Genomic DNA, 25,670 nt, shown 5'->3' on the forward strand with positions numbered 1-25,670 from the left:
CATTTGTATTTCATACAGCCTTGCAGTAATTAGGCGATGAAAGATAAACACTCTTTATGGAAAACCAGTAGTGGGGTAATAACTCTGCTACTGGTTTTGCCGATCTTAGCGATCTTCTACACCGCGATTGGTGAAACGGATGATTTGTTTGCTCATTTAATGGCAACGGTCATGCCGACTTATATTTTTAACACGGTTGCGCTAACTGTTGGCGTAATGGTGCTGTCCTTAATTCTTGGTATTCCAAGCGCTTGGATAATGGCCATGTGTAAACTGCCGACCGAAAAATGGTTGCAGTGGGCATTGGTACTACCTCTTGCAATGCCAGGTTATATCATTGGTTATATTTTTACTGATTGGTTTGATTTTGCAGGCCCGATTCAGATCTTTTTGCGTGATGTAACCGGATGGGGACCTGGCGAGTATTGGTTCCCTGACATTCGTACGTTGCCTGGTGCGACCTTTGTGTTGGCTTTGGTGTTGTATCCTTACGTGTATTTATTGTGCCGGGCTGCGTTTATGGAGCAAAATGTCTCTTTATTGCAAAGCGCGCGTTTGCTCAAGTGCTCTCCATGGGAAAGTTTTTGGCGCATCTCGATGCCGTTAGTAAGACCCTCTATCGCAGTGGGTTTATCATTGGTCGCAATGGAGACCATTGGTGACTTTGGTACGGTAAGTTACTTCGCGGTGAATACGTTAACCACAGCGGTCTACGATACTTGGTTGGGGTACTCTAATCTTAATGCGGCAGCCAAGATTTCTGCCATGATGCTCGTCATTGTAGTACTGCTTCTTAGTGCCGAACGATACAGCCGCCGTAAACAAAAGCTTTTTCAAAGCCAATTTAACAGTCACGAAGATTTTCGTTACGAGTTGACGGGCTGGAAAAAGTGGACCGCACTAGTTTGGTGCTGGGGCTTGGTTTCGGTCGCGTTTATTTTGCCGCTACTACAGCTGATTGATTATGCGATCACTTATTTTGCGCAGAGTTGGACCTCAGAGTTTCGTGAATACGCATGGAATAGCTTAGTTGTGTCTGTTATTGCTGCGATTATTGGTGTTGCTGTCGCACTGATCGTTAACTTTACCCATCGAGTCAATGGTAAACGAGAAAGCTTGGCATTTATGCGTCTTTCTTCTATGGGCTATGCAGTACCAGGAACGGTACTAGCCATCGGTGTGATGGTCGCTGTGCTGTTTATGGATCATCGTGTCAACGACGTTGCTAAAGCCATGGAGTGGGGAAGGCCGGGACTTATCTTTTCTGGTTCCATGTTCGCACTAGTATTTGCCATGGTTGTGCGCTTTTCCGCGGTAGCGATTGGTAGTATCGAAAGTAATTTAAATAAAATTTCTCCGTCGTTAGATATGGCATCGCGCACTATGGGTTGTAAGCCGAATGCCATGCTGTGGCGCGTGCACTTTCCGCTGGTTAAGCGCGGTGCACTGATTGCGGCTTTATTAGTGTTTATCGAGTCAATGAAAGAGCTCAATGCGGCTTTGTTACTTCGTCCGTTTAACTTTGAAACACTAGCCACATACGTTTATAACTTCGCCTCGGATGAGCATTTAGAATTGGCCGCTTTACCAGCGGTCCTGTTGGTTCTTGTTGGGTTGATCCCGCTTGTTGTTGTTAACCGTTCACTGGAGCAAAATCACTGATGAGCTGTGCATTATCAATTAAAAACCTAACGTGCCAATATGATGATCAAACCGTACTCGAATCATTGTCTCTTGAGGTAGAACAAGGGCAGATTGTCTGTTTGCTAGGAGCTAGTGGCTGTGGGAAAACAACACTATTAAAGGCCGTTGCGGGATTATTGCCGTTAACGTCAGGCGAAATGAGTCTAAATTGCGTCACAATTGACGATGGGGAAAACTGGTTGCCGCCAGAACAGCGTAATATAGGGATGATTTTCCAAGATTACGCACTTTTTCCTCACTTGACGGTGGAGCAAAACATTGCCTTTGGCTTAAAGCAGTGCTCGACAAAAGAGAAAAATGCCAAAGTTCAAGAGATGTTAGAACTCGTGCATCTTCAAGGTTATGGCGATCGTTATCCTCATCAATTGTCTGGTGGACAGCAGCAGCGTGTTGCGATTGCTCGCTCATTAGCTTACAGCCCAGACTTACTGTTACTGGATGAACCGTTTTCTAATATTGATACGCAAGTTCGCCATGAGTTGATAAGTGAGATCCGTAAGATTTTTAAGGCCCAAGGTGTGACTGCCATTTTTGTTACGCATAGCCGTGAAGAGGCTTTTGCTTTCGCCGATAAAATGGCAGTGATGAACAATGGAGTCATCGAGCAATATGGCACAGCATCTGAGCTTTACTACCAACCTTCAAGTAAATTTGTCGCTGATTTCTTAGGTGGTGGCAGTTACCTTGCTGCTAAACGAGTTTCGAATTCAGAATATGAAACCCACTTGGGCGTGGTTGAAGCCACGGCTCAACAAGATATTCCAGTACAGGCGGAGTGCTCTTTACTGCTAAGACCGCAGCATGTACAAATTCAATCCGATGAAGATAGTTCGGTAACCGTATTGGAACAGCATTTTATGGGTGATCACTGCCGTTATGTGATTAACGCGAATGGTGACCGTTTGTTAGCTACAGCTTCGCAAGCATTAAATATAGGTGAGTCCGTCGCGGTGAAAATTGAAACGCAAGGCGTCCTGGCATTTGCTTAACGCTCCTGAGTATCTTTGCTATCTCGTTTACGACTTCCCAACATACAATAAAAAAGCCCGGCTGTGGAGCCGGGCAAGTGCTCTTCTCCTTTTTGATGAGCGCCTTTTCAGACAGCGTCGACTCTCATCATAGTGCGCGAAGCGGGCACAAGGCTCAGTTATAAAGACAAGAAGTCTTTAAACTGTTGAAGAACACGTTCCGCAGTGTCCTTATCTTGCATCTCTGCAAAAATTCGTAGCAGTGGCTCAGTGCCAGAGAAGCGAGCGATGATCCAACCGCCGTTCTTGAAGTAGACTTTCGCACCATCTTCATAGCTGACTTTTTCGATTTCAAACTCAAACTCAGGCAACTGCTTTTCAACATAAATCTTGTTGAACAGTACGTCTTTTTGCGCTGGTTTGAACTTGCAATCGCCTTCTGCCATGTAGGCATAGCCGTACTTGCTGTAGATTTCATCCAGCAACTCAGACAGCTTCTTGCCGGTTACTGAAATCATTTCTACCAATAGGCTTGATGCGAATACGCCGTCTTTACCTTTGATGTGGCCGCGAATGGTTAGGCCACCAGAGCTTTCCCCGCCAATCAGTGAGTCATCCGCTTCCATTTGGGAGCTGATGTGCTTAAAGCCTACAGGAACCTCAAAGCATTTCTCGCCATGATCTTCGGCGACTTTATCGAGAAGGTGGGTGGTTGCGATGTTACGTACCACGGAGCCTTTCCAGCCTTTGTATTCAAGTAGGTAGTAGTAAAGCAGCAGTAGCACTTCATTTGGATGAATGAAGTTACCTTTTTCGTCGATAATACCAAGACGGTCCGCATCGCCATCAGTACCGATGCCAATATCGTAACCTTGCTCTTTCACTAGGTGCATCAAACGGTAGAGTGTTGCAGCGCTTGGCGAAGGCATTAACCCACCGAAATCTGGGTTTTTGCCATCGTTAATCACATCAACGTCACAGCGGCCGTTGATTAATACGGTTTGCAGTGCGTTTTTCGCGACACCAAACATTGGGTCGATCAAAACACGTAAATTCGCCTTCTTGATCGCTTCGATGTCGATAAAGTCGATGATTGAGTCAACGAATTCGTTCATCGGATTGATGATTTCAATCAGCTTATCTTCAACCGCTTGTTCAAAGTCGACGCTTTTTACATCTTGCGCAGTGAGCGCGTCTATTTGTGATTCGATTTTTTGGGTGATGATTTCATCTGCGTCACGACCGCCTTCAATGAAGACTTTAATGCCGTTGTAATCGGCAGGGTTGTGTGATGCGGTAATACATGCCGAGTATGCGCAGCCCATTTCTTTCGCTTTAAACATTACGATAGGTGTTGGGACAAATTTGTCGATAAAGCTAACCATAATGCCGTTTGCTGCTAGAACTTCAGCGAACCAACGACCTGCTTTATCGGAAAGAAAACGACGGTCATAGCCAATCACAAAACCGCGATCAGCAACCGATTCGTTATTCGTGATGTTTGCAACTGCTTGGGCAACCAAGCGTACGTTATCTTTGGTGAACTCCTCACCAATAAATGCACGCCAACCGCCTGTACCAAATTTGATCATGATTCGATCCTCGATAAGAGCGGCATCCCACCGCGTCTTAAATCTTTGCTAGCGAACCGATGCACTTGTAAAACATAAATGCACCGGATAAATCAAAAGGGGAGAAGGACTCCCCCAAAAGATGATTAACCTAGAGTAACGATAACTTCGTTTACTGAACCTTCCGCTTGAACTGGGACAGAGGCACCATTCACTGCTTCACCGTTCACAGTAATCGACTTAACGCCTTTGCTTACTGAGTCTGGGTTAACGACTTTGATGTTGTACGTTGCACCTAGCCATTGACGAGTCACTTCGAAACCAGGCCAGTTCGTTGGGATACATGGATCGATAGTTAGGCCATCGAAGCCTGTACGCACACCAAGGATAAAGTTGGTAACAGCGAAGTAAGCCCAGCCAGATGTACCTGTTAACCATGGGTGGTTTGCACGACCGTGGTCTTGGTGGTCACGACCCATGATGAACTGAACGTATGAGTATGGTTCTGCAATACGTTTTTCGATGATGTCGTTCTGGTTGTATGGGTTTAGTGCATCGTAGAACTTCATTGCACGATCACCACGACCCAGTTTCGCTTCAGCTACCCAAGCCCATGGATTTGGATGCGAGAAGATCGCACCGTTCTCTTTTACGCCTTGGTAAACACGAGTTACGAAGCCGATATCATCATTCGGTGTTGCAAAAGATGGTGAGTTTAGGTGGAGGCCGTATTCAGAGAATAGGTTCTCATCGACAGCGTCCATCGCTTTTTCGCCGCGTTCTTGAGATACCGCACCAGAAAGTACCGCAAGTGTGTTTGACTCTAGGTGTACTCGGCCTTCCGCTTGTTGCGCAGTACCGATCTTGTCGCCATTCTTCGTCAGACCACGGATGTACCAACCGCCTTCGTCATCCCAAAGGTGGGTTTCACACGCTTCACGAACGTTTGCTGCCATCACCGTGTATTTTTCAACGTCGGCTTCTTTCCCTAGGTATTTCGCTAGGTCGATGAACTCCTGCAGTGCCCAGAAATGTAGGAACGACACCATTGAAGATTCGCCGCCACCTAGGTTCAGACAGTCGTTCCAGTCTGCACGCAGACCTTTACAGATACCGGTTTGACCTACGTATTCAGCCGAGAAGTCTAGCGCGGCTTTCATGTGGTCATAAACCGTTGCATCGCCACCGTCGGCGTAAGGGATCACTTCGTCAAAGAAGCTGTGCTCACCGGTTTCCATCACGTACTTACAGATGGTTGGAACTAGCCATAGATGGTCATCGGAACAAGTGTCTTCGATGCCGTGAATTTTGTCTTCATCAGAAGGTGTTGGAACTACGGTTGGAGATTTAGATGGTTTAACATCAGCTTTTTCTGGATCAAACCAATCTGGATCGAATAGGTGTAGACCGTAGCCCGCTTTTACTTGGCCGCGCAGTAGGTCAACGATACGTTTGCGCGTCATTGCAGGGTTAGCGTGAGGGACTGAGATCGCATCTTGCGCTGTATCGCGGTAACCAAGACCAGTACGACCACCCACTTCGATGAATGAAGCAAAGCGAGACCACACCACACAAGTTTCAGCTTGGTACAGTGTCCAAGCGTTGATCATGGTATCTAGACCTTCGTTTGGTGATTTCACTTGGAACTTGCCACAGCGTTCATCCCAGTGTGCTTTGATACCCGCAAATGCATTGTCGACTTCTGCAAGGTCTTGGTACTTAGCACGTAGACGGTCACCATTGCCTTTACCGATACCTAGAATGTAAGCAAAGCGAACTTCTTCACCCGGCTGGATAGTGAATTGCTTGTGCAGAGAGCCACAGTGGTTGTAACACGTTTGTGCTGTGTTGAAACACTTCCCTTGTTCTACCGCTAGCGGGTTTGCTTCGTCACGGTATAGGCCAAGGAAGCTGTCACGTTGACCGTCGTATGAATCTGGATCAAATGTTGAAGCTAGGTAGTAGAAACCTTCGAAATCGTTGGTGTTGTAGTACAGGTCGTACTCAATCACGCCTTCATTGTAAGCCGTACCTGCCGAGTACAGAGACATTTGATGGTTTTGGTTATCAGATTGAATGTGGCTGAATGAGAACTCAACAAATGAGAATGCACTGATCGTACGTGGTTTGTCAGAGGTGTTTTTAATCACTACATCCCAGATTTCAGCGTCTTCGCCTTTTGGCACGAACAGAGTTTTTGTTGCGGTAATACCGCTGTATTCACATTTGAACTTAGAGTAAGACAAGCCGTGACGAACTTCGTAGTTTGCTTCGTCTAGGCTCTTCGCAACTGGTTGCCAAGAGATTGACCAGTAATCACCTGTCTCATCATCACGCAAGTAAACGTAGTGTCCTGGGCGATCGAATGTCGCATTTGGACGGAATTTAGTAACACGGTTGTATTCTGGAGAGTTGTAGAACGAGTAGCCCCCCGCGTTGTGCGAGATAACCGTACAGAACTTCTCAGTACCTAGGTAGTTGGTCCATGGTGCTGGTACGTCAGGGCGAGTGATGACGTATTCGCGATTCTCGTTATCGAAATAGCCGTATTTCATTTGTGTCTTTCCTTTTTACGAAGCTGCATCAGCAGCCAAAATTTAAAAACTCTTCAAGCGTGATGTTTCGACATCAGTTTTGTATTACTTCCACGGTTTACGGTAATTCACTCCCTGCAAATCAAGCAGAGGTAGATGGCCTTTCAAGCGTGATAAATAGTCGGTCCAATCTCGGTGTTGTTTGTCTGTCCAACATGCTTCTGCCATTGCAGTTAAACGAGGGAAGATCATGTAGTCCATGCGAGGTTGGTTATTGATAATTTCGCACCATAATGCTGTTTGAATGCCCCAAATGCGCTTACGTATTGGGTCGTCAGCAGGCACTTCAGCGAGCGGTTCGTAGTTGTAAGCTTTTTCTAGTGGCAGTGGGTTTGCCCAGTCCACGCCCGGTTCTTCAGGTGCGTAGTCTTGGGTCATATCTAGGTAAGTGGTTTGTGCTGGTTGCAGCACCACATCAAAGCCTTGGCGAGCACAGTTCAATGCCGCTTCTTCGCTTAGCCATGAGTAGATCACCGTATCTTTACTGACTTTGTCGCCGTGTTGAGCTTCTTCCCAGCCCAGCATGCGTTTGCCCAATTTACGAAGTTTGTCTTCGGCATAACGCAAGAAGTGTCCTTGCAAATCTTTGTAGTCGCTGTAACCCAGTTGTTCCATTAGTGCTTGGCATGCTGGGCTTTTTGACCATACGCCGTTAGGTACTTCGTCGGCACCAATATGAACGTAAGGCGCAGGAAAAAGCGCAGAGACCTCTTCTAGCACTTTGTCGATAAATTCATAACTCCCCGGCAGAGCAGGGTTAATGACGTTGTCGTTGTAATGCTGAATACTGCGATATTCGGTGGTATCTTCCGCTTCTACCAATAGGTGTGGTAACGACTTGATGGCGGCTCGGCAATGACCAGGTACATCAATTTCAGGAATGATGGTGATGCCGCGTTGCGATGCAAATTCGATAACGTCTTTGATGTCTTCTTGTGTGTAGAAGCCGCCGTAACGTTCATCAAAGTGCGTGTACTGTGGTTCATTGATCTCATCCAATCCGCGCCAAGCACCAATATCGGTCAGTTGAGGCAGTGATTTGATTTCAATTCGCCAACCCTCATCGTCGGTAAGATGCCAATGGAACGTATTGAACTTGTAATGAGCCAGTTGGTTGATCAAGCGTTTGACTTGCTCAACGGAGTGAAAATGACGAGCACAATCCAGCATCATACCGCGGTAACGAAAACGTGGCCTGTCCTTGATTGAACAGCAAACTACTTCCATTGAGTTAGGTTGATCGCCAACTTTGATTAGTTGTAATAACGTTGCACAAGCATGGGTAAAACCAGACGAAGATCCTGCTTCAATTTTGATTGACTCTTCGGCTACTTTCAGTTTGTAAGCGCCTTCATCCAAGGTTGGGTTGCCTTTGAAGATGATCTGACTGCCATTGTCTGATGCGAACTCAAATTGGTGAATGCGCTTAAGCTCTTCAAGTAGCCATTCTTTAGCTGAATTGGCCAGGCTTGAATAAACCGCGACGCCAGCATGATGATCAAAGCTAAAATAGTGATCGCTGACCTCAATATGGTTTGGTTTTGGCAGCAAGGGCTGTGCATGGGTTAAACTTGCCGGAATCTCACTGCGTTCACGGTATGGTGAAGCTAATACGATAGGCGTGACATCCACTTGTGCGCGCTGTGGGTTTCCATCAACGACAAAGTTGATCATCGCTTCGTTAAAGCCATCCGAGTAATAACGGAATGGGTTCGAACCAATACTGAATTCACAGTAATAGTGATGGTTGGCAGCCAGTACCACCCCTTCTGGTTCAAGTGTGCAAAAACTACCAATTTGAGTCAGTTGACCATTTGAAACGCTGTCTGGAAGAATGTAACGATCGAAAGCGAAAGTTAAGCTCCAGCTGTTCAGGTCTTGGTCGCTCAAGTTATGAAAGGTAAGGCCAAAGCGGCAGTTTTGTTTCTGCTCAGAAAGGACTACGAGATCAACACGATATTCCATATCTACTCCTACGCCGCACTGAGCGAGTAAAGGTTATGTTCTGGTTTGCCAGCAAACATAATTGCGCCTTCAATCGCGTCAAACTGTGGCTCAACAACCCATTGCTGAACTGGTGGTGAAAGCCAACGTACAATGCGTTCAGCTATGCTGCCCATTAAACAAATACGTGTTGCGCCGCGCTTGTTTAATGCCACGAGAAACATTTCTATATCCGCTGCGGTTTGCTTCAGCATTTCAATGGCCAGTGCATCGCCTTGTTCCGCATGTTGGAAAATAGCCGGAGAAAACTGCCCATAATCACGAGGAAGCGCCTGTTTTGACCACGCCACCACGTTGTCTACCTCATTTTCGAAATGCGTCATAACATGTTGTGCTAGGGGCGTTTTTTCTCTGATGCCATCTTCAGCTAACAAAACTTGCTGAACTAGGCGTAGCCCCATCACTGCGCCGCCACCTTGATCCGAAATAGGGAACTCACGACCACCGACAACGTGTTGCTCCAATCCGTTAAGGTAGATGCCACAAGAACCGGTTCCCGCAATCATGATTGCGCCATCTTCGCCATTGTGCGCACCAACGCACGCACCGTAAGCATCGGTATTCAGAGTTATACTGGCAAATGGATGAGGAAGAGACATGAAGGCTTGCCAAGATGCTTTGTGCTCTGCGCCAGCAAGGGCTAAGCCGACGTGCATCGACGCGAAATCTTGTTGTGTCAGACCGCCTTGCTCGGTAGCCGAAGTGATGGATTCAAGAATCGAAGCCATTGCTATTTCAGCACCTAGCATGATGTTGGCACTGCCGCTTTTGGCCTCGCCAAGAAAATTACCTTGTGAATCTTTAATCCTGGCTCGACATGACGTGCCGCCACCATCGATACCGACAAAATACATTCCCATGATTATTCTTCCTTCATATTTTTAGAGGTTGCCAACTGAGAAACATGCTGAGCTTGACTGATTATCGCGAGTAAGTACCAAGCGCCATGCGGGATCCATTGTTCGCCCCAGCGCCAGTTTTGTAACACGTCTTCTTTTTGTGCTGGTGGATTAAATGCAATGTCTTCCTCGTCTTCAAAGCCGCCAGTGATTCCGTTACACACGCCACCTTTTGCGTTGAAGAAACCATATTGAGGGAGGTAATCAGGGTTGTTACGACCATGGCCATCTAGCATGCACATGTCGTATGGGTTTAAGCCTACAACCCAGTTCAATGCATCTTGAGCAAACACAGAAAGTTGTTGCTGTACTTCTTGCGACGCTATATGCGGTTGAGCAAGGTACGCCATGGTCGCGAGTGAGCCCAGTCGAGCATTCTCGCCTTGCCACCAATAGCCGGATTCATTGTTGTGTGCTACAAAAAATGCCTCGCGTTTTGACTCATTTACGCCTTTAACATATTGGCGAGGGTAACCGAATGGGTTGATCACTTTATTCGATATTGTGATCTCAAACTCACACGCTAGGTTGACGATACGTTTTACCGATTCCGCTCGTGCTGAGTCGTCTTCAATTGATAGATATTCGCATAGGGCAATAACTGGTAGACCAGCTTCGGCTGCGTGAAAATATGGACGGCTGCCGTCTTGGTTTGCTGACCAAAAGTGTTGAATCTGCTCGTCGCTCATTTGGCGTGCAACTAAACGTTGCGCCCACAAACGGCTCTCTTCCAAGTAGCGAGTTTCTTTGGTTGCTTTAAACAGTTCTACACAAGCCAGTAGCGCACAGTATTCGTCGATAATGTTTTCTTCCCCATCATTGAGGTACTGCGTATTGTGCTCTTTTAAGTGCCAGTAACCATTTTCGGCAGCGTTGCGGTATTTTTGTTGATCGTATTCACCGTGAACACTTAAACGCGACGCTGCCGCTAGCGCTGCAATGGCGACACCGCCACCTTGTCGAAAGCCTGCTTGATAGTCGTCAAATTTGTGACCAAGTTGAGTTTCGTACGCGCAAATCTCGCGTTGCGCAGTATCTTTGCTCCACTTGTCAAAGACCGTCATGTAGAAAAAGCCTTTTTCGTTTTGCATACGCACAAGAAAGTCTGCACCGAACAGGGCTTCTTCAATCAGACGTGTACGTGTGAAAGCTGCAATGTCTTCGCTTCCTTCAAGCAATGAAACCCCTTTTAGGATGTTCCAAACCACCATTGGGGTTTGTTGAGGATTCAAATAATTCGCGTATGAAAGGTGACTTAAATACTTGCTAACGTCTCCTGATGCGTCGTACCAGCCGCCGTGTACATCAACCTTTTTATTGGAGTTTAGTACTGGAAGTTGTCGATCTTGTTGATCGAAGATCCCGCCGCAACGTTGCGATTTGAAGTAGTGGATCACATCTGACAAAGTTTGATCCAACAGAATGTGTTCGCCAACGATGAAAGAGGAAGAGCGCGTATCTTCTACTTGCAAGAAATAGTCACCTGACGTTGTGAAAGAGGAAAAGTCGATGAGGTAGAAATAGCCCTGATGCCAGTTCGCCACTTTACCTTGTTCTTCAACCGCAAAAGTTGCCACGGTTTGCTCGCTAGTGGCACAAATCAATTGAGTAGTGTAAGAAGACAAGTGTGGTTGTTCGGTCTGGATAATGGCTTTCTTTGGGCCCAGACGTTCATAACCAATGTGGTTAGTCAGTAGCAGCATTCAATGTCTCCGGGAAACGATAAAAACAGGAATGGGCCAGGCTGAACCTGACCCTCGTTATGATTAATCTTCAAATAAGTAACAGCGGACAAAGTGGTTGTCGGACAGTTGAGTGACGCCCGGTAGTCGTTCGCGACATTTGTCGGTAGCGTGTACACAACGTCCAGCAAATGGACAGCCGACAGATTCTGGTGTCCAAAGTGGGATTTCCCCTTTGTTGCCTTTCAGTTTCTCGTGAATAGACTTCGATGGATCTGGAACCGCAGATACCAACAGTTGCGTATATGGGTGTTGAGGATCGTGAATGATTTCTTCAGTATCGCCCCATTCAACCATGTGACCTACGTACATGACCGCGAGATCTTCAGCAATGTAACGCGCTGTTGCGATGTCGTGAGTGATGTAAAGCAGAGACATTTGTTTCTCGAACTTCATCTCTTCCATCAAGTTCAGAACACCGGCACGGATTGATACATCGAGCATCGATGTTGGCTCATCCGCCAATACCACTTCTGCACCAACTGCGATGTTACGAGCTAGGTTTACACGTTGACGCTGACCGCCAGATAGCTGGTGCGGGAACTTTTGCGCCGTTTCTTTTGGTGGAATAAGACCAACTTGTTCAAGTAGGTCGTACACACGCTCTTCCAGTTCTTTCTTGTTGCCCGGTGCTACTTTCTTATGAATCAGCAGCGGGCGCGCAATATGGTGGAAGATATTGTGCGTTGGGTTTAGCGAGCCAAACGGGTCTTGCCACACCATTTGTACACCTTCACGGTAGGTCATTAAATCGTGACGAGAGGTGATATCTTGGATATCACGACCTTTGTATTCAATGATGCCATCGGTTGGTGCGTACATTTTTGCAATCATTTTTGCAGTAGTAGACTTACCTGAACCAGATTCACCTACCACTGACAAGCCGCGGCTCTTGTACATTTTGAAAGAGACGTCGTTGATTGCGCGCATCTTAGATTGTTTGATTGAGTTACTGTTTAAAGGGAAGTCCTTAACGACATTTTTACCCTCAATCAGCAGTTCGCCGAATTGTTTGCTCATAATTCTCTCCAGTGTAATTTTTGTTCTTAGCTAGCGTTTTTTTGTTGTTAAACCTTAGCTTGAGCAATGGTGTCGCCGTACAAATGGCAATTTGAGAGGCGACCTGGTTCAATTTGACGTAATTGGGTTGGTACACGTGTACATGCTTCATGTACGCGGTCGCAACGAGCTTGGAAGCGGCAGCCCTGTGGTACTTCTAGCAAGTTCAAAGGGTTACCTGGAATACCAGTCAATTTGGTCTTTGGTCCAGTTAGTGGAGGGAAAGAGCTACCCAAACCTTTGGTGTAAGGGTGGTAAGGACTTTCCAGTATTTGCTTAGAAGGCGCGACTTCAATCAACTCACCTGAGTACATGATGCCGATACGATCCGAGAACTCGACCATCAATGACAAGTCATGTGTGATGAACAGAATTGAGAAACCAAACTCTTCTTTAAGCGCGTAAATTTTTTGTAGAATTTCACGTTGAACCACTACATCCAATGCGGTAGTCGGTTCGTCCATGATGATCATTTTTGGGTTCAGAGCCAAAGCGATTGCGATTACTAGACGTTGACGCATACCACCAGAGAACTGGTGCGGGTAATCACTCAATCGGCTAGGGTGGATATCAACGATTTCCAGCAGACCTTCAGCGCGTGTTTTTGCTTGAGCGCGAGTCATATTGGTATGACGCATGATGACGTCACAGAACTGCTCTTCCATGGTTAGAACAGGGTTCAAAGCGTTCATCGCACTCTGGAATACCATCGACATTTCACTCCAGCGAAACGCTTGCATGCGATCATCGCTGTACTGAAGGATATCTTCACCGTTGAAGATAACCTCACCACCTGTGATAAACGCTGGCGGCTTATGAAGGCGCATTAGTGAGAAGGCAACAGTGGATTTGCCACAGCCAGATTCACCAGCCAGACCGAATACTTCACCTGGTGCAATGTCGAAGCTCACGTTGTTACAGGCGCGGACATCGCCCGCGTCTGTGATGTAGTCTACGCATAGGTTACGGATGGAAATTAGTGGTGCAGTCATGATTATTTATCTCCGCTCCATAGTGCATTTTGTGGTGCCAGTTCAGGCTCACGTTCTTTCTTGTCTTTTGCTGCTAGTTTTTTCCAGCGTTTCATGCCTTTGTGAGAACGAAGTTGAGGGTTCGCAATTTCGTCAACGGCAAAGTTCAACAGAGCAAGACCAGTAACCAGTAGTGTTAGGGCAATACAAGGTGCTAGTACTTCCCACCATGCGCCAATCAGCATGGCTGATGAGGTTTGCACGTTGTAAAGCATGATGCCCCAACTGATCGTGTTGGCATCACCCAAACCTAGGAACGAAATGACCGCTTCAGTGTTGATCGCGAGCATTACTGAGCCAATGAAGCTCGCACCGACAATTGGGATAAGGTTTGGTAAAATCTCAACGAAGATGATGCGGAATGAAGACTCTCCCAATACTTCGGCAGCTTTAACGAACTCTTTCTCGCGTAGTGCCATAGTTTGAGAGCGGACAACACGTGCACCCCATGCCCAAGAAGTACCAGCGATAATCAAGGCAATGGTGAGTGGGCCTGCTTCACCGATAAAGGCCGCCAACACGAATAGCAATGGATACTGCGGGATTACTAACATGATGTTCATCGCGGCACTCAATACGTCATCCACTTTGCCGCCGAAGTAACCTGCCGATATACCAATGACTGTTGCTAAGAAGCACACGATGATGCCAGCGCCAAAGCCTACACCCAGTGATACTCGTGCACCGTAAGCCACCTGCGACCAGATATCGCGACCCATTCGGCTAGTACCTAATACGTGGTCGGCCTTTTTAGACATAAGCAGTGTACGACGATCGTCTGCTAGGTTTTTAGCGACCCAACCATCAGGGTTGTTTTGTGCCTGTTTTACAACAAAGCTTGGGTATTCGTGTGGGTTACCGGTTCGCTTGTCTGGCGCATGCTTTGTAAGTAAAGGAGCGGCAATCGCAACGAACACGAACAGCGTAACAATGCCAAGACCAATGCGAGCAAATGCGTTACCTAAAATAAGTTTGAATAGTTCTTTCATGATTATTTGCCTCCCGTACGTAGGCGAGGGTCTAGAATCATGTACAGCATGTCAGCCATTAAGTTGAAGCACAGCATGAACATCGTCATGATAATTAACTGACCTTGAAGTACTTGGTAGTCACGAGCGTGAATTGCGTTCAATAGAACAGTACCTAGGCCTGGGTAGTTGAAAATCATCTCGATGATTAATTGACCACCGATGGCCATACCTAAAGACATAGACAGTGCGGTAACACTTGGAAGTAGTGCGTTACGTGCGGCGTAATTGAAGACGACGCGGTTTTCACTCAGCCCTTTACCTTTAGCCATCGTGATGTAGTCTTCGGCGAGAAGGTTGATCATGTTGTTACGCATGTTAACTAGGAAGCCACCAATTTGAACGATGGTTGCACAGAATAGAGGTAGTACAGCGTGGTAACCCACGTTCTTGATGAACTCCCAGCTTGTCCAATCAGGAATAGTACCTGGCGTGTAAGCATAGCCAGATGGGAACCATTTCAGGCCAATCGCAAAGGTAAACAGCACTAACATTGCGATAACCATTTGTGGAATAGCTTGAATGATCAATGTGCCAGGCGTTACGAATGCATCGTACTTACTACCGCGCTTCCAGGCGGCAAAAATACCAAGGACAGAAGCGATGGAGAAAGAAAGTACAACCGCAGTACCAGCTAGAAATAGTGACCAGCCAAATGCACTACCTAGTAAAGAATTAACTGAAAGAGGGTAGAACTGGATTGAGGTGCCCAATTCCCAACTTAGAATGTTTTTAATGTACGAGAAGTACTGAATGTAAATTGGCCCATCAACGAAACCGAGCAGTTCTTTCATTGCTGCGATTCGTTCTGGAGTCACCTGTACTGAAGCATTAGCAAACATCATGGTAACTGGGTCACCAGGCATTGCTCGCGGAATAATAAAGTTTAACGTCGCTGCAACTAAGAGCGCGACAAGATAGAACGACAAACGTCTTAAAAAATAACCCATAACTCACACCTTACTCACCCAGATTTTTTCCCTGTTTCTGGTTTCAGGTCGCTCCTAGCGAAATTTAGAGCGAAAAATCCCCTGACGACGAGCGCCACATATTGGTTTCGTTAACAAGGGATTTTTATAGGCGGCACACGGGATGTATGCCGCTTGAAATGAACTTCTACTTATTTAACTGGTTTTAGGTCCAGTACGTGAAGTAGACGCTCTGGGATACCTGCCCAAATGTTTGGACGGCCCTTAGGGTTTTCTTCGTTCCACCAACCAGTGAAGCGAGTTGTGTTGTATTGGTACATGTACGCGCCAGATAGCACAGGGATAGTTACTTGGTCCTGAGCAATGATCTTCTGAATGCCATGAGCGATCTCTAGCTGTTCTTGCTTATCTGCTGTCTTGTAGAAGCTGTTAAGAAGACCGTCTAGCTTATCGTTCTTGTAGAAGTGCATTGCAAAGCGAGGCATGCCGTCACCAGCTTGTAGCTTCGAGTTGTAGCCACTATCCCAGTACAAGTGTGGATCTGCACCGTGGAAGTAGTTGGTGTAAGCAACGTCGTAAGTACCTTCTAGCATAGCTTGGTTGTATACCGAGAAGTCCGGTGTACGAGCACGAGCTTTAATGCCCACTTCTGCTAGTTGCTCAACGGCTAGCTGTACCGTGTTGTTGAAGTCAGTCCAACCGTTTGGTGATTGAATTAGAAGCTCGAAAGACTTGCCAGATGGTGTATCCACAAAGCCATCTTTGTTTACATCTTTGAAGCCAGCTTTAGCTAGAAGCTTTTTCGCACCTTCCGCGTTGTATGTGTTGTAGCCTTTGTACTTGTTGTGCGTCTCTTCATCAGACCAAGCTTCGAATGCGTAGCCAAGACCAGATGCGAAGTCGTTCACTGTACCGCCGCCGTAGAAAGCGATATCAATGATAGTTTGACGGTCTAGCGCCATAGAGAACGCACGACGGAAGTCAACGTTAGTTAGTGCTTCGTTTTTCGCAGAGTCTGGGTTTTTGAAGTTCACTACAAATGCTTGAGTACCCGCTGGTGGGTACCAGTAGTGGTGATTCGGACTTGCTGCAGCGTACGTACGGTCGATGTCTGGTACGAATGAAGACGTCCAGTCCATTTCGCCGTTAACGATTTTGCCCAAGAATTGGTCGTTGTTCGCGATTTGTGGCACACGCAGACAATCTACATCTAGGTTGTCAGCATCCCAATAATTCGGGTTCTCACACTGGATATATAGCTGCGGTGTGAAAGTGTCGATTTCAGTAAATGGACCACTGCCTACTGGATTTTCGTTTGTGAATGTTGCTGGATCTTTTACTTTGCTCCATACGTGCTTAGGTACGACGGGTACTTTCGCAATTTCGTAAGGAACGTTTGAGTTTGCTTCGCTTAGACGGAATTTAACTTGGTAGTCGTTAACTTTTTCTACGCCAGTCACCCAAGAGTTGATACCAGATTGGTCTAGCTCTGGCTTCTCTTTAACTAGGTTGAAAGAGTAAACAACATCATCAGCGGTAAACGCTTTGCCATCAGACCATTTTACGCCCTTACGGATATCGAAGGTTACGCTCATCAGGTCATCAGCCATGGTAAAGTTTTCTGCTAGACGAAATACAGGCGTGTTACCGTGCATTTCGTTAAAAACAACTAGCGGCTCGTAAATAAAGTCGGTTGTTGTGTGCAGGTTAGTTGCACCCAAGAAAGGGTTAAAGTTACGAACGAAAGTTGTAAACTCTTTAGGGTGGATAGTCAGTTCACTGCGTTCAGCCGCAGTAGCTACCGATGCAAAACCTGTAGTAGCCGTTGCAATAATTGCTGTTGCTAGTGCTGTTTTTTTAATATTGGCAAGCATAGCTGTTCCTTACTATTTGCTTTCATTTCACTAAATGGAATTGAATGTCATCAATTGATAAACACTCTCTAAGACCTACCTCTTGTACATGCCTTACTCATTACAACATTGAGTTTCGCCAAGAGTGGCCTGTAGGCCTTAGGCAGGAGTAAGAAAACACCTTATCCATAAAATAATCAAACTTGATTCCCGTTAAAAACGTTAAAATCTCTGAGCTCTCCGTTATAAACGTTATTTTGGCTAATTTTAACCAGTAGAGGGACAAAAAATAAACGTTGATATGCGTCGCAGTTTATATCCTTGTTAATAATGAGTGTTGGTGATTACTAACCTGGTGATCCATTTAAAATATACGTTTCTTGCTTGGTTTCTAGGTTCGGAGATCTCGCTCACATGCAGAAATAGTGTTAATTAATCAGCTAAAAATTAATCTGCCGTTCTGTTGTGATTAAGTTCGCAATCTCTATCAATAGTTCGTCAAAATCCGCTTGTTATCTGAAAAATGGCCTTTTTTATCGACAGTTTTCTTCCGTTTGTTGTCCTTTTTTTATTGTATGAATGAAGTTTTTTCGGTTGCTCGAACTTACCTAGTTAAGACAAGTTAAATGGATAAGGTCGTACGTTTTGAAGACCAACAATAGATAGCGTTGTCTAACCGAATGTTCGTTATTGGAAATATGTTAATGGGGTAGGAAGAGGCGGTCTCTTTTATCTCAAGGAAGGGAATACTCGAATAACAAAAAAGCCCAGCATGCACGCTGGGCTAGTTTTTTTGATAAATATTAGCTGGTCAATAGTCGCTGTAGTTTATCTCGTTGTGCTTCTATGTATGCTCTCTCGGGGCTCTGTTCTTTGCAGTGTTCGAGAATGAACTCTATCGAGCTTAGCACCGTTCTCCAACGTGGTGTTTTGGGTAATGTTTCTATACGCATGTATTTATCTAAGGTGCGTGTTTGTAAAGTACTTCGGTCTAGATAAACGCGCCACAAGCCACTTTGCTCTGCAAATGCGAATTTACTTTCACCCGTTACAGATTCCCAATACTCTAAAGCATGTGTCATTGCGTCGACTAGAACTTCCCGCATAAGTTCTTGCTTGTCCTTTTTATTACCGAGTGCTTTGTCTGCAAGGCGCGTAAATTCTCCGCCAAGCTCTTTTAGCTTTTGCAATTGGTCTTTGTCACCATCAAATGCATAACTTGAAAGCACTTCTACGGCGGTTTCTAGATTATGTATGCGAGCGGCACTGGCTCCACCGCCGACATTAAAGATGTACATGATATCTAACCCTGAACCTTCAGGGAGCTTAAGAATGTCTGCTTCGATGTTCTGACGAATATCTTCAATATAGATATCAATCTTGCCACAGTAATGAGGTTGTTTGACGGTTAGATATTTAGGGGCAATCAGCTCATCAGCAGATGAGCGCTTTAGCTGTTCTAAGCTGCGCTTGAATAGCTTACAAGCAGCTTCGTTAGCAAAGCGAATACGTTTGTCTTCACGTAGACAGATGATAGCTTCAGGAGCCGATTCTAGCTGTTCCAACAAACGACCTTGAGTCTCAAGTAAGCTTGCTTCAACGACTGCTCGCTGTCTAAGTTCAGACTCTAGCACTTTGTTTTCCATATGGCGCATTTCTGCTTTACTTGCCGTTAAATGCGCTTGGATACGTGCCGCCAACTCTTGTTTATTAAATGGTTTCGATAAATAGTCGTTGGCTCCTGCCTCAAAACCTCTTACACGATCTTCTGTTTGACTGAGTGCGGTGAGCATAATGATTGGCAACTCGGCATGATCATAGGTTTCACGTAGTTCACTACAAACTTGGTAGCCGCTCATGCCTGGCATCATGATATCCAATAACAGAAGTTCCGGCTTCTCTTGCTCGACGAGCGCTAACGTTTCTGGCCCATCGGAGACGGTACGCACACGATAGCCCTCTAAACGTAAAAAGCTTTCAAGCACGCGTAAGTTTACTGGTTCATCGTCAGCAACATACAGTAACGGGCCGTCTGGGTTCTCTGGAAGTGATAAGTCTTCACTGTTCTCTACATTAACTTCAGGGATTTGGAAGTGTCCGTGCGCAGCTAGAGTCTGAGTTGCTAGGATTTCTTCTTTACTGGCGAGCGGTAAAGTGAAACTGAAGGTAGTTCCGACCATTGGTTGGCTACTGACGTATAACGAACCTCCCATTAATTCGATCAATTGGCGGCTAATGGAGAGCCCAAGTCCTGCACCTTGACGATAACGGCTCGCGTCTTGCCCTGCTTGGATGAGTGGTTCAAAAATATGTTCAAGTTGTTCTGCGGGAATTCCTTGTCCAGTATCCACGACTTGTACGCGTACATGATCATCTACCACATTAGCGGAGATAACAATTTTACCTTCTGAGGTGTATTTAATCGCATTGCCAATCAGGTTATATAGCACTTGTTCAAGGCGTTGCGGGTCAGCTGACACTGCTTTTAAATCCGCAGGGACTTGGTTGATGATGCGGATGGTTTTACTTCCAAGTAAATGGCTAGAAAGCTCTAAAACCAATCGTGTTGCACTGCCCAAACTCACTGCTGATTTCTGGATATCCATGCTTCCATAACGCATTTTATGATAATCCAACAAGTCATCGACTAGATTAGCGAGACGCTGACCACTTTTAATGATGATATCAAGCTGATATTTCTGGCTAGCGGGGATCGCGCCATTGGCGCCGGACGCTAAGGTTTCAGCAATCCCGACCATGCCGTGTAACGGTGTACGAAGTTCATGAGAAGTCGTGGCTAAGAACTCATCTTTTAATTTATCGGCCAATTGCAGTTCTTCATTCTGTTTCTGAATGATCTGTATGTTGCTTTCTAGTTCTTCATTTTGCTTCTTAATGGTTTGAATCTTCTCTCGAATAGAGCGTTGCATTCGTTCAAAGCTTAACGCAAGCCGACCAATTTCATCTTTACGAACCGTATTAAAAGACGTGTCATCAAGATCCCCTGCAGAGACCTTTTCGGCAACCCAAGTCAATTTCAGCAACGGAGAAGTGATAAAGTTTGATAAATAGTGAGAAGCGATCACCACAAGGATAATGGCGATCAACATAGCGATAACGAATAGTTTTTCGAGTTGATGTATACGAGCGAAAGCTTCGTTTTCTGGTAACTGTACGACGAGCGCCCAAATCACACCACGAGTTTCAATCGGTGCATAAGCCGCGATGATCTCTTCACCTAAACCGTTTGTGTAAGTGCCGACACCAAATGCACCAGAGAGTGCTTTATCGATCACTTCTAAACTGTTCTTAATGTCGTCTTGTTTCGTGTTAATTGTGCGAGGTTGGTGATCATTTCCAACCAGCAAGGTGTTAATTGATGACTCTCGGTTGGCGTCTGCGGCTAACTTAGTGATGCCATTATTTGGCAAGCGGAACATGGCATAGCTGTGTAGATAACCTTGCTGAACAATTGGTGCACCTAGCCAAGCGACTGATTTCCCCCCTTCCAGCTCGAAGTCAGACACAATCACAGGAGTGTAGTCTTCGTTTACTTTTCGACGTTCAGTCACATCATCGGCGAGACGCTTGAAAGTTTTGCCAAGTGCCGAGTCTTTGTAGGGGCCTGATAACAAGTTCGTTCCGTAGTTATCGTCTTTGTTGATCGAGTAGGTGACGTTACCATTGATGTCTACCAGCAAAATGTCATTAAAATCAGAGCGCTTGAGGAGCTCTAAGTAGGCCCAATGATAGCGTTTATGTAAAAGCCGGTAACGTTCACTTCCTACATAGTTGGATGACTCGGGTAACGTTGAGGTTTTGATTTGGTCTCCGCTGCCCTCGATGTAGCGCTGTTGGGCGTTTTTACGAGACTCTTCAATATCATTGCCTAAACGACTAAAAGCATTGACGAGACCGTAGAATCGGCCACCACTGGCGTAAGCCAACTCTGAGCGCACAAAGCCCATGACTTCGGTTTCTCGTGCCTCAAAGTAGTCGATGATTTGCTGCTGTTTTGTATCTCGAACAGACAGTAAGTGCGAGGTGCTTTGTTCTTGCAGATCTTTACTGTGGGACTGCAAGAAAAAGATCGCAGTAATGGTAAGAGGTGTGATACTGAGCACCAGAAATGCGGTCATCAGTGTACTCTGAAGGCGCTTAAATTTCTGTTTTTTGTAGAATTTAAACATGGATAAGATTACAACTCATAATGGGCAGTTCTAAAACATACTTCGCTGCCGAGGTTCTCGTTAAAAACGGATAAGATGTTCAACTAGATAGAATTAACAAAATTAACGAGTTTTTTTTCTTTGACAAGAAAGTTAGTTGTAAAGCGTGCAGGGTGACGCAGTTTTTCTTATGAGTGTTGAATTTATGAGAAAAAATCGCGCAGGTTTGTGCCTGCGCGGGGGGAAGTTATGATTTTTTCGCGTAGTAGATAGAAAATTTATTGGTCTTATTTAGCGTCTCGCAATTATTAAACGCCCGCTCGATAATTGGTGGGTATTTTAAGAAGCTATTCGCGACAATCACCATTTCGCCGTCTTTGGTTAGATATTGTGGTGCCTGACCCAACAAGGTTTCCGCTGCGTTGTAATTTGTGTCTAGACCACTGTGGAATGGCGGGTTGCTGACGATAAAGCGGTAGTCTTTTGCGGTATCCGAGTATATATCTGATGCAAATACGCGTCCGGATAAACCATTCGCTTCTAATGTGGCTTGGCTAGAAGTGATCGCATAAGCATTAATGTCACACATCTCAATCGCGATCTCTGGATTCGCTTTCGCCATAAACGCACCGAGCACACCTGCACCACAACCAAAGTCGAGCACTTTGCCCGACAGCTTAGGTAAGGTTTCAAGCAGCAATCGGCTACCTAAGTCGAACTCGCCATGGCTGAATACGCCAGGTAGGCTCTTAACCGCTAGCGACTTCTCACCGAGTGTAACAGTGTAAGACTTAAACCAATCTGCTTGGTTGAAAGGTTTTGGTTCATTGAGGCAATTACCCCAGTAAAATGAGCAGCGACGAGCAGAGTCGTACTTGTTCACAGGGCCGTATTCTTGGAACATCTTCTCGATGCTCTTGATGCCGGAGCGGTTTTCACCAACGATGACGATTTCGGTGTTAATGCCCAGTTTCGCCATCAACATCGCCAGCAAGTATTCTGCTTCGGCTTTTGCTTTTGGCCAGTATAAAAGGACCATGTCTGCTTTTGTTTCAACATCAAACACAGAGCCAAAATGACTTTTCACTTTGTCAGAGGTTTGAATTTGGCGGTAGTAGCTATAGTTGGAAGTAAACACTTCAACAGACTCACAATGAGCCACTAACTCAAGAGGAAATAGGTCTTCAACTTCACCAGCGACTAAAACGTGTTTTCCATTGAAGTATTCAAGTTGGCGCTGAGCTATTTGGCTAGGAGCGATATAAGCAGACATAAATTTGGTTCATCAGAAATAATTTGGGGCAGATTTTCGCACAATCTGCCCCAAGCTTGAAGTGATTAAGCGGTGACTAGCTGTTGTCTTGTTGGTTAAGGAAGTCTTTGAATTCTTCCTCGTAGATATTAAACAGTACCATGGTCACGGCAAAAATAAGTGGGCCGTAGATAAGACCAATCAAACCAAACAGATGCAGACCACCCAGTAATGAGAAGAAAATCATAAGGGTATTCATGCCGGCGCTGCCTTGCATTAGCAACGGACGCAATAGGTTATCTATAGAGCCAACGACGACTACACTCCACACCGTCAAGAAGATAGCCCAAGTCATATCGCCTGTTAAGAACAAGTACGCTGCTGCAGGAATCCAGATTAGCGCGGTTCCTACCACTGGAATGAATGATGCAAAGCCCATCATCGTTCCCCAAAATAGCCCAGGGAAGCCAGCTAGCCACATACCGATGCCGCCAGCCAAACCTTGAGCAATCGCTGTCATGAATGAGCCCATCACGGCTGATTTAGAAACTTGCTCTATCTCTGTCAATATGCGGTCTTCTTGGCTACGTGAGAGTGGCAGGATATGACGAATCGCAGAGATAATTTTGTCGTGGTCACGAAGCAGAAAAAACAGCACAAACAGCATCAGGAAGAAGTTCATTAGGAAGTTGGTTGCGTCTCCTAAAATCTTTGCGCTGATAGCAACTAAGTTAGAGCCAAACGATGTAGCAAATTGACCAATTTTCTCAGCAATGGCTTTGGGCTCGATTTTATCAAAAGGTAAGTACTCATTAACAATCGCTAAGCCTTTGATAACGAAAGGATGTTGGAATATATCTTGGATGCCACCATTGGTAACCCAATTATATGTATTTTGTGAGAAAACAGAGCCTTGCTGAACAATGGCTGCAAACACAAATAAAAGCGGGATAACAATAATAAACGTCAAGACGACACATGACAGCAGTGCCGCCATATTGGGGTGCTTGGGAATTTTCTGCTCAAACCATTCGTGTATCGGAAACATGAGCAAAGAAATGATAAAAGCCATCACAATTGAATTGATATATGGCTCAACCAATAAGTAGCAAGCAAAAGCAGCGGCGAGTAAAGCAACCATTAGTACTCGGTGACTCGACGTTATTTTTACATTATTTGGCATGGTATTAGTCCAACTTACAGGTGACGTTTACGGTTTATGCCTTCAATGATGGCGTGTAACCTTTATTACTTTGCACTCTTAACTCTTTCAAGCTTATGACAATGCCGAATTAGAGCAGGGCGATGTACCTTGCTATAATGACTACAAATCAGTCGGTTATCAATCAAGAGATGAGCTATGGGTTGTTGCAACGGTGATAAAAAGTGTCAAACTGAGAAAAAAGCTAAGCGAATACCGTGGTTTGGCATTGTCGTTGGGGTATTAGCGATATTGGTTATTTTGAATTGGCAATAAAAAAGGACCGTTACGGTCCTTTTCTAAATGCGTTATCGCCGTTTTTAGCGATTATTTCGCTTCTTCTGCAAGAACAGCAAAACAGCGGTCAGCCGCTTCTAGTGTGGCATCAATCTCTTTTGAACCATGAGCGAGTGAAGTAAAGCTCGCTTCAAACGCAGATGGTGCAAGGTAGACACCGTGTTTTAGCATTAAGTGGAAGAAACGCTTGAAGCGTTCTACATCGCACTTCGTTACGTCTTCGTAGCAAGTTACTTTTTCTTGGTCAGTGAAGAAGAAGCCGAACATACCGCCCACTTGGTTAACAACTAGCGGAATACCGTGTTTTTCTGCTAGAGACTTAAAACCTTCAGCAAGTTGTTTCGTTTTAGAAGCTAGGCGCTTTTCGTTGCCTTCTTCTTTTAGAAGGTTCAAACATGCGTAGCCTGCTGCCATTGCGACAGGGTTACCGGAAAGGGTACCAGCTTGGTAAACAGGGCCTGTAGGTGCAACGTATTGCATGACTTCTTTACGGCCACCGAAAGCACCTACTGGCATACCGCCACCAATCACTTTACCCAGTGTCGTTAGGTCGGGTTTGATGTTGTAGTGTGCTTGCGCGCCGCCTAGAGCAACACGGAAGCCTGTCATTACTTCATCAAAAATTAGTAGCGCGCCTTCTTGATCACAGATTTCACGTAGCCCTTCGTGGAAGCCTTCCACTGGTGGAATACAGTTCATGTTGCCTGCTACTGGCTCAACGATGATACAAGCAATTTCGCCTTTGTTAGCAGCAAATAGCTCGCGTACAGAATCTAGGTCGTTGAATGTTGCTGTTAGCGTGTGCTTAGCAAAATCTGCAGGAACGCCAGGAGAGCTTGGTTGACCTAGAGTTAGTGCACCAGAACCTGCTTTTACTAGCAAGCTGTCAGCGTGGCCGTGGTAACAACCTTCAAATTTCATGATCTTGTCGCGACCGGTGAAGCCACGTGCAAGGCGAATCGCGCTCATAGTAGCTTCAGTACCAGAACTTACCATGCGGATTTGCTCCATTGATGGAACAAGCTCAGAAACTAATTCTGCCATCGCGATTTCAAGTTCTGTTGGCGCACCGAAGCTGAGACCGCGTTGCGCTGCATCAATTACTGCTTCGCGGATAACCGCGTGGTTGTGGCCAAGAATCATTGGACCCCAAGAGCCAACGTAATCAATATACGCTTTACCATCGGCATCAAAAATCAGTGGACCGTCTGCTCGTTCGATAAATAGCGGAGAACCGCCAACGCCGTTGAATGCACGAACTGGTGAATTGACACCGCCAGGGATGGTTTGCTGAGCTTTTTGATACAGCTCTGATGATTTGGTCATGGGGTTATCCTCTTTTGATTGCTCGGACCAAGTGGAGCGCATT

16 protein-coding genes are annotated in these 25,670 nt (G+C 45.7%); 2 read left to right on the forward strand and 14 right to left on the reverse strand.

The features are described from left to right. The first annotated feature begins 36 nt into the window (after nucleotides 1–36). Entirely contained in the window at nucleotides 37–1,662 is a 1,626-nt protein-coding gene (locus R7093_RS09975; RefSeq protein WP_005386564.1) for an ABC transporter permease, read from the forward strand. Then, entirely contained in the window at nucleotides 1,662–2,693 is a 1,032-nt protein-coding gene (locus R7093_RS09980) for an ABC transporter ATP-binding protein (RefSeq protein WP_005380055.1), read from the forward strand. Before R7093_RS09975 ends, R7093_RS09980 begins: the two co-directional genes overlap by 1 nt. A 158-nt stretch (nucleotides 2,694–2,851) precedes the next feature. On the opposite strand, the gene R7093_RS09985 is transcribed toward R7093_RS09980, so the two are convergent. The 14 genes from R7093_RS09985 to hemL form a co-directional block, all read right to left on the reverse strand. Beyond that, complete coding sequence (locus tag R7093_RS09985) at nucleotides 2,852–4,264, reverse strand: phosphoglucomutase/phosphomannomutase family protein (RefSeq protein WP_047102647.1); 1,413 nt, start codon at nucleotides 4,262–4,264, stop codon at nucleotides 2,852–2,854. Nucleotides 4,265–4,389: 125 nt separating this feature from the next. Next, complete coding sequence (locus tag R7093_RS09990; protein WP_047102646.1) at nucleotides 4,390–6,798, reverse strand: GH36-type glycosyl hydrolase domain-containing protein; 2,409 nt, start codon at nucleotides 6,796–6,798, stop codon at nucleotides 4,390–4,392. A gap of 84 nt (nucleotides 6,799–6,882) precedes the next feature. Then, entirely contained in the window at nucleotides 6,883–8,802 is a 1,920-nt protein-coding gene (locus tag R7093_RS09995; RefSeq protein ID WP_047102645.1) for a beta-N-acetylhexosaminidase, read from the reverse strand. 8 nt (nucleotides 8,803–8,810) lie between these two features. Continuing rightward, nucleotides 8,811–9,701 (reverse strand): N-acetylglucosamine kinase, encoded by an 891-nt coding sequence (locus R7093_RS10000; RefSeq protein WP_047102644.1) that lies wholly within the window; start codon nucleotides 9,699–9,701, stop codon nucleotides 8,811–8,813. A 2-nt stretch (nucleotides 9,702–9,703) separates the two neighbouring features. Continuing rightward, the gene (locus tag R7093_RS10005) at nucleotides 9,704–11,443 is read right to left on the reverse strand and encodes a glycoside hydrolase family 9 protein (protein ID WP_047102643.1); all 1,740 of its coding nucleotides are present in this window, start codon (nucleotides 11,441–11,443) and stop codon (nucleotides 9,704–9,706) included. 63 nt (nucleotides 11,444–11,506) lie between these two features. Beyond that, nucleotides 11,507–12,502: an ABC transporter ATP-binding protein gene (locus tag R7093_RS10010; protein WP_005380041.1), complete on the reverse strand. Its 996-nt coding sequence runs from the start codon at nucleotides 12,500–12,502 to the stop codon at nucleotides 11,507–11,509. A 47-nt stretch (nucleotides 12,503–12,549) separates the two neighbouring features. Beyond that, the gene (locus tag R7093_RS10015; protein WP_005386550.1) at nucleotides 12,550–13,533 is read right to left on the reverse strand and encodes an ABC transporter ATP-binding protein; all 984 of its coding nucleotides are present in this window, start codon (nucleotides 13,531–13,533) and stop codon (nucleotides 12,550–12,552) included. A gap of 2 nt (nucleotides 13,534–13,535) precedes the next feature. Continuing rightward, the gene (locus tag R7093_RS10020) at nucleotides 13,536–14,561 is read right to left on the reverse strand and encodes an ABC transporter permease (RefSeq protein ID WP_047102642.1); all 1,026 of its coding nucleotides are present in this window, start codon (nucleotides 14,559–14,561) and stop codon (nucleotides 13,536–13,538) included. A gap of 2 nt (nucleotides 14,562–14,563) precedes the next feature. Next, entirely contained in the window at nucleotides 14,564–15,550 is a 987-nt protein-coding gene (locus tag R7093_RS10025) for an ABC transporter permease (RefSeq protein ID WP_318122927.1), read from the reverse strand. 170 nt (nucleotides 15,551–15,720) lie between these two features. After that, nucleotides 15,721–17,403, reverse strand: coding sequence for an ABC transporter substrate-binding protein (locus R7093_RS10030; protein ID WP_047102641.1), 1,683 nt, complete (start codon nucleotides 17,401–17,403; stop codon nucleotides 15,721–15,723). Nucleotides 17,404–18,185: 782 nt separating this feature from the next. Continuing rightward, nucleotides 18,186–21,572 carry a response regulator gene (locus R7093_RS10035; RefSeq protein ID WP_047102640.1) on the reverse strand — a complete coding sequence of 1,129 codons (3,387 nt, stop codon included), beginning with the start codon at nucleotides 21,570–21,572 and terminating at the stop codon, nucleotides 18,186–18,188. Between the two features lie 226 nt (nucleotides 21,573–21,798). After that, a complete protein-coding gene (gene rsmC / locus R7093_RS10040) occupies nucleotides 21,799–22,824 on the reverse strand; it encodes a 16S rRNA (guanine(1207)-N(2))-methyltransferase RsmC (RefSeq protein ID WP_005386543.1) in 1,026 nt (341 codons plus the stop codon). Between the two features lie 76 nt (nucleotides 22,825–22,900). Then, on the reverse strand, nucleotides 22,901–23,986 hold the full coding sequence (locus R7093_RS10045; RefSeq protein WP_005386541.1) for an AI-2E family transporter: 1,086 nt from the start codon (nucleotides 23,984–23,986) through the stop codon (nucleotides 22,901–22,903). A 345-nt stretch (nucleotides 23,987–24,331) separates the two neighbouring features. Further along, a complete protein-coding gene (hemL, locus tag R7093_RS10050) occupies nucleotides 24,332–25,627 on the reverse strand; it encodes a glutamate-1-semialdehyde 2,1-aminomutase (protein WP_005380032.1) in 1,296 nt (431 codons plus the stop codon). Nucleotides 25,628–25,670 lie beyond the last annotated feature (43 nt).

The sequence above is a fragment of the Vibrio sp. 1580 genome (assembly GCF_033340055.1).